This is a genomic window from Promicromonospora citrea, from assembly GCF_013004695.1.
GTDB classification, from domain to species: Bacteria; Actinomycetota; Actinomycetes; order Actinomycetales; family Cellulomonadaceae; genus Promicromonospora; species Promicromonospora citrea.
On the sequence record NZ_JABEMG010000046.1, the window covers coordinates 26,056 to 32,188 of the forward strand.

Consider the following 6,133-nt stretch of genomic DNA (forward strand, 5'->3'; position numbering starts at 1 on the left):
GAGACACGAATGAACCTGAACTTCTCGCAGACCGGGCGCCTCTCACGAGTGCTCGTCGGCGCTGCCGCGCTCGGCGCGGTCGTCGCGACCTCTCTCGCCCTCACCTCGCCGGCCGTGGCGACGCAGTCCGGCGTCGCCGCCGACGAGCGCCCGCCGCACGCCGTGGAGGACTTCAACTATCCCGGGGCCGACCGCGTCCTGGCCGAGCAGGGCTTCGAGGTCCGGCGCGGTGACGGGCACATCGTCGTCGCCGACTGCGCGACCGAGGACGTGCTGCGCATCAGCACCTACGGCGACGGCTTCAAGTGCTTCCGGACCACCGGTGACTCGGGCTGGATCACCCTCGCCATCGACCGGGCCAACGGTGTCCGGACCAACAGCGCCACGAGCACGCACCTCGAGCTCACGTCCGAGTCAGGCGACGAGCAGGTCTACGACGTCGCGGCGAACGACTGGGAGGCGATCGGCTCGTCCGACCAGGACTCGGGCGGCGAGGACTTCACGCTCCTCGAGATCCGGGTGACCCGATGAGGCGCGACGGACTGCCGATGAGTCGTCGGCAGGTACTCACCGTGATGGCGGGTATCGCCGTGGTCGGCTCCTTGCCGACCTGCACCGCCACGGCCCGCGCTGCGTATGCGGCGACCCAGGACACCATGCCGTCCGACACCGGGCTGCCCGACACGGAGCGCGGCCGGGTCGTGTGGGCGCACAAGACCGGCGGCAGGCTGGTGCGGGCCGGGGCGGCCGCTGCGCTGCTGGGCTCGGCGGCCGACATCAGCACCTTCCTGGCCGAGGAGCTGCCCGTCGCGCAGGCCGAGGACGAGCGCGCCGCACTGCTCTCCGCCCTGGACTTCTCGGGGCGGGCGGCCCGCGCTGCGATCGGCGACGCGCTGGACACCGGTGACGAGGCGGTGTCCGCCTTCCTGGCGGGCGGCTTCGCCGCGTCGGTCCACGAGGATCTCCGGGCCATGGTGCTCGCTGTCCTCGACGTCGGTGGAACCGCCGTAGCGCGCCGGGCGCGGGAGGCACTCGACGACGGGTCGACCGAGGCGCTCCGCGCGTTCCTCGACCGAGGTGTCGCGGCCGCGCAGGACGAGGACGACCGTGCGCAGGTGCTGCGGATCCTGTCGGGCGCATCACCCCAGGTCGAGATCTCGGCCGAGCGTGCGTTGACGGACGGTTCCCCCGAGGCGATCCGTGCGTTCCTCGACTCCGGGCAGCACATCGCTCGGGCCCTCGACGAGGAGGCGGCGACGATCGCCCACCTGGTCGGCATCGTCGAGGACGAGCAGAAGCGGGCTGCCCGTTTCATGAAGCACGCCGTGCTGATGTCGGAGAAGGCCGAGGAATCTGCCGCCGCGACCAAGGCAGCGGCACTGGAGGCCAGGGCCGAGGCCGAGGCCGCCGAGTCCGACGTACGCGCCGCCGCACGCGCGGCGGCCAGCCGGCCACGGACGCGGGTTCGACGTCGGGCCCCGCGTCGGGCGCCACGGACTGACGTCCGCACCTCGGACCCCCGGGCCACGGCGTGGCCCGGGGGTCCGTCGTCCCCGTCCCCGGGAGTGTCAGACCCCTCTGGCAGACTCGGTGACGTGCAGATCGAGTTCACCGCACCCCTGTGGCAGTGGGAGGCGCGCACCGACTCCTGGTGGTTCGTCACCGTGCCGCCCGAGCACTCGGACGAGCTGGCGGACCTCCCCCTGCCGCCGCGCGGGTTCGGCTCGGTGCGGGTGCGCGTCACGGTCGGTGGCAGCACGTGGACGACGTCGGTGTTCCCGAGCGACCGCGACGGCGGCTACGTGCTGCCGATGAAGAAGAAGGTGCGGGAGGCCGAGCGCCTGACCCCCGACGAACCGGTCGCGGTCCGTCTGGAGACGGTCGACGTCTGACCGGGTCAGGCCATCCGGACGAACTCGATGACGCCGTTGGCGATCATCTGCGTGGCGATCGCGGCGAGCAGCACGCCCGCGATGCGGGTCACGAGCGTGACGCCGGAGTCCTTGAGCACGCGGTGCACCACCCCGGCGAACCGCATGGCCGCCCACGTGCAGATGCACACCGCGACGATCGCGATGCCGATCGACGCGTAGTGGCCGATCGGCGACTCGCCCGCGTTGACGCCCTGCTGGACGAAGACCATGGTGGCGACGATCGTGCCCGGCCCTGCGAGCAGCGGCGTCGCCAGGGGCACGAGCGCCACGTTGCGCGCGGAGCCGCCGGACTCGGTCTCGCCCGCGTCCATCTTGCCCATCAGCAGCTCGAGCGCGACGAGGAGCAGCAGCAGCCCGCCCGAGGCCTGGAGCGCGGCGAGCGAGATGCCCATGTGGTCGAGCAGGAGCTGACCGAACACCGCGAACACCACGATCACGCCGAACGCGACGAAGATCGCGGTCCGCGCGGCCCGGCGGCGGTCGGCCGCCGTCATGCGGGACGTGAGGGCCAGGAACACGGGCACGGTGCCCGGCGGGTCCATGATGACGAAGAGCGTCACGAAGACCTCGGTGAACAGGGCGACGTCGAACCAGCTCACCGCAGCACCTCGAGGTACCCCTGCTCGGCGATCGCGTCGAGCACCTCCGGCGCGGTCGTGTTCTCCCCGATCCGGTTCTGCTTGCCCGCGCCGTGGAAGTCGCTCGACCCCGTGACCAGCAGCCCCAGCGCCCCGGCGAGGTCGCGCAGGCGGCGGCGCGTGTCCGGGGTGTGGTCGCGGTGGTCGACCTCCAGGCCGGCGAGCCCGGCGTCGGCGAGCTCCTCGATCATCGAGTCGGGCACCACGCGACCCCGGGCGTCCGCACCCGGGTGCGCCAGCACGGGCACCCCGCCCGCGGCCCGGACCGCTCGGACGGCGGCGACGGCGTCGGGCGCGTAGTGCCCCACGTAGTACCGCGTGCCCGGACGCAGGATGGTCGCGAACGCCTCGTCGCGGTCGCGGACGGCGCCCGCCGCGACGAGGGCGTCCGCGATGTGCGGCCGGCCGAGCGTCGTGCCGGGCTGCGTCTGGGCGAGCAGGTCCGCCCAGGTGATCGGGTAGTCCTCGCTGAGCAGGTCGACCATGCGCCGGGCCCGGGACTCGCGGTCGTCGCGGGTGCGCTCGGTCTCGGCCAGGAGGTCCGGGTGGGCGGGGTCGTGCAGGTAGGCCAGCAGGTGCACACCCGTCCCCCAGCCCCGGGTGGCGGCGATGGCCGAGATCTCGGCGCCGCGCACCAGGGCGATCCCCTGGCGGGCCGCCGACCCGGCGGCCTCCGCCCAGCCGGACGTGGTGTCGTGGTCGGTGAGGGCGAGGGTCGTGAGCCCGGCCCGCGCGGCGACCTCGACCAGGCGCGCTGGCGAGTCGGTCCCGTCTGACGCCGTGGAGTGCGTGTGGAGGTCGATCACCCCACCAGGGTAGAGATGTGGGAGGCGCCTGAGCGTCCCGAGCGGGGTGAGGTGCGGCACCCTGGGCCTCCCGCTCCGGGCATTCCGGACGACGTCGGGCTCCGGCGCCAGGCCCACACAGCACGTCCACGCGGCGTTCGGCCGATGTCCGCCGGGCGACCGGGGCCTGCGCGCATGCTGGAAGGGATGAACAGCAGCGACCACCGCCCGCACAGCACCCGCACGAGCGTCGTCTTCGTGCACGGCATGCGCGCCTCCGGCGCGATCTGGGGGAGCCAGGTGGAGCACGTGCGCGCTGCCGGGCACGAGGCCGTCGCCGTCGACCTGCCCGCGCACGGCGCGCGCAGGCACGACCGGTTCAGCATGGACGGCGCGTTCGAGGCGGTCGACGACGCCGTCGCGTCGCTGCCGGGACCCGTCGCCCTCGTCGGGCTGTCGCTCGGCGGGTACACGTCGCTCGCGTGGGCGGCCCACGGGGACAACGCCGACCGGCTCGCCGGTGTGGTCGCGGCCGGCTGCACCGCCGACCCCAAGGGCAAGCCGGTGCGGCTCTACCGCGACGTCGCCCGGGCCGTCGCGAGCGCGGGCTATCTCGGCCGGCGCCTCACGGGCCGCGAGGTGCACCCGACGGTGCACCGGCCGCGGCTGTCGCTGCCGCGGGTCGCGCTGCCCCAGGTCCTGCGCCCGCCGTTCCGGACGGGCCGCGGCGCGCCCGGCGGCGCCGACCTGCGCGAGGTCGAGATCGCACCCGGCCGGACCGCCGACCCGTACCGACCGACGTGGGACGTCGTCACCGACTCGCTCACGCACCTGGTCGGGCGCTCGTCGCTCGCCAGCGTGCGCGCCCTGCGGCTGCCCGTGTGGTTCGTCAACGGGGCGCGCGACGCGATGCGCCTCGGGGAGCACCGGCACGTCGCCGCGGCGCAGGACGGCTCCCTCGTCGTCGTCCCCGGCGCGGGCCACGACGTCAACACCGAGGCGCCGGAGGCCTTCAACCGGATCCTCACCCGGGCGCTCTCCGACTTCTCCCGGCGCGCGTGAAACACTGGGCTCATGAGCGAGCCCACCACTGCATCGCAGCCCGAAGAGCAACCGGCCGCCGACCGCGGCTCCAACCGTTCGCACCGCCCGGCGTCCACGGCGTTCAAGAACTTCGTGATGTCGCAGTGGGCCCCGCGCACCGAGCTCGACCTCGAGCCGTCGCCCGCCGCGCCGTACACCGCGGCCCGGCGCGCCGCCCTGTCCGAGCGGCTGCCCGGCAAGCGCCTCGTCGTCCCGGCGGGCTCGCTCAAGCCCCGGTCGAACGACACCGACTACCGGTTCCGTCCGCACTCGGCGTTCGCCCACCTCACAGGCCTGGGCACCGATCAGGAGCCCGACGCCGTGCTCGTCCTGCACCCCGTCGAGGAGGGGTCGGGAGACGGCGGCTCGAACCACCACGCCGTGCTGTACGTGCGTCCGCTCGCGCCGCGCGACAACGAGGAGTTCTACGCCGACGCGCGCTACGGCGAGTTCTGGGTCGGCGCCCGGCCCTCGCTGGCCGACGTCGAGTCGCTCACCGGCATCGAGGCACGGCACGTCGACGAGCTGGGCGACGCCCTGGCCAAGGACCTCGGCGACGGCGGCGTGCAGCTGCTCGTCGTCTCCGGTGCCGACGACGCCGTCGAGGCCCTCGTCGAGGAGCTGCGGCTCGAGGCGGGGCTCCAGGACGAGGAGGGCCTCACGGACGAGGCGCTCGTCGAGGCCACCTCGGAGCTGCGCCTGGTCAAGGACGAGTACGAGATCGCGCAGATGCGCGAGGCCGTCGCCCGCACCATCGAGGGCTTCGAGGCCGTCGTGCGCGCCCTGCCCCGCGCGCTCGGGCACCGGCGCGGAGAGCGGGTCGTCGAGACCACGTTCGACGGTCACGCCCGCCTCGAGGGCAACGCCGTGGGCTACGAGACGATCGCCGCCTCGGGCGAGCACGCCACCACGCTGCACTGGATCCGCAACGACGGCAAGGTCCGCTCGGGCGACGTGCTGCTGCTCGACGGCGGCGTCGAGGTCGACTCGCTCTACACCGCCGACATCACGCGGTCGCTCCCGGTCGACGGCGAGTACACCGAGGTCCAGCGGAAGATCTACCAGGCCGTGCTCGACGCCGCCGACGCCGCGTTCGCCGTCGCCCGGCCGGGCGCGAGGTTCCGCGACGTGCACGCCGCGGCCATGGAGGTCATCGCGGCCCGCCTCGAGGAGTGGGGCTTCCTGCCCGACGGCGTCACGGCCGAGCAGGCGCTGTCCGACGAGGGCCAGCAGCACCGCCGCTGGATGGTGCACGGGACGTCGCACCACCTCGGCCTCGACGTGCACGACTGCGCCCAGGCCCGCCGCGAGCTCTACCTCGACGGCGTGCTCGAGCCGGGCATGGTGTTCACGATCGAGCCCGGCCTCTACTTCAAGGCGGACGACCTGGCGGTGCCGGAGGAGTTCCGCGGCATCGGCGTCCGCATCGAGGACGACGTGCTCATCACCGAGGACGGCAACGAGAACCTCTCCGCGGCCCTCCCCCGCCGCCCGGAGGACGTCGAGGCCTGGATGGCGTCCCTCCGCGCCTGACCGCGGTTCGGTCCGCTTCGAGAACGACCTGAGGGACAGAAACCCGTCGGTTTCTGTCCCTCAGGTCGTTCTCGCGGAGCGCCGTCGTCGGCGCCGCCGTCAGCGCTGGTCCGTGGGGGGCGGGGCGTAGGGGTTGGCCGGGGGCGTGGGGGGCTCCTCG

Annotated in this window: 6 protein-coding genes; 4 read left to right on the forward strand and 2 right to left on the reverse strand. The window is 73.9% G+C overall.

Annotated features, from left to right (window positions below):
- The first annotated feature begins 9 nt into the window (after window positions 1-9).
- Together HLB15_RS10990 and HLB15_RS24805 are read left to right on the forward strand one after the other, a co-directional pair.
- Window positions 10-531: a hypothetical protein gene (locus HLB15_RS10990; RefSeq protein WP_171105542.1), complete on the forward strand. Its 522-nt coding sequence runs from the start codon at window positions 10-12 to the stop codon at window positions 529-531.
- Window positions 532-656: 125 nt separating this feature from the next.
- Window positions 657-1,892: a DUF1905 domain-containing protein gene (locus HLB15_RS24805; RefSeq protein ID WP_171105544.1), complete on the forward strand. Its 1,236-nt coding sequence runs from the start codon at window positions 657-659 to the stop codon at window positions 1,890-1,892.
- Between the two features lie 5 nt (window positions 1,893-1,897).
- On the opposite strand, the gene HLB15_RS11000 is transcribed toward HLB15_RS24805, so the two are convergent.
- Window positions 1,898-2,533, reverse strand: a complete 636-nt coding sequence (locus HLB15_RS11000; RefSeq protein ID WP_171105545.1) for a MarC family protein — start codon at window positions 2,531-2,533, stop codon at window positions 1,898-1,900.
- On the reverse strand, window positions 2,530-3,378 hold the full coding sequence (locus HLB15_RS11005; protein WP_171105547.1) for a PHP domain-containing protein: 849 nt from the start codon (window positions 3,376-3,378) through the stop codon (window positions 2,530-2,532). The genes HLB15_RS11000 and HLB15_RS11005 overlap by 4 nt, the downstream gene beginning before the upstream one ends.
- Before the next feature lie 186 nt (window positions 3,379-3,564).
- Between HLB15_RS11005 and HLB15_RS11010 the strand changes: the two genes are divergently transcribed.
- Both HLB15_RS11010 and HLB15_RS11015 read left to right on the forward strand, forming a co-directional pair.
- Window positions 3,565-4,419 (forward strand): alpha/beta fold hydrolase, encoded by an 855-nt coding sequence (locus HLB15_RS11010; RefSeq protein ID WP_171105549.1) that lies wholly within the window; start codon window positions 3,565-3,567, stop codon window positions 4,417-4,419.
- Between the two features lie 12 nt (window positions 4,420-4,431).
- The gene (locus HLB15_RS11015; RefSeq protein WP_171105551.1) at window positions 4,432-5,973 is read left to right on the forward strand and encodes an aminopeptidase P family protein; all 1,542 of its coding nucleotides are present in this window, start codon (window positions 4,432-4,434) and stop codon (window positions 5,971-5,973) included.
- Window positions 5,974-6,133 lie beyond the last annotated feature (160 nt).

Coding starts and splice junctions, on each gene's coding strand:
- HLB15_RS10990 (WP_171105542.1), top strand. CDS start 10: ATGAACCTGAACTTCTCGCAGACCGGGCGCCTCTCACGAGTGCTCGTC.
- HLB15_RS24805 (WP_171105544.1), top strand. CDS start 657: ATGCCGTCCGACACCGGGCTGCCCGACACGGAGCGCGGCCGGGTCGTG.
- HLB15_RS11010 (WP_171105549.1), top strand. CDS start 3,565: ATGAACAGCAGCGACCACCGCCCGCACAGCACCCGCACGAGCGTCGTC.
- HLB15_RS11015 (WP_171105551.1), top strand. CDS start 4,432: ATGAGCGAGCCCACCACTGCATCGCAGCCCGAAGAGCAACCGGCCGCC.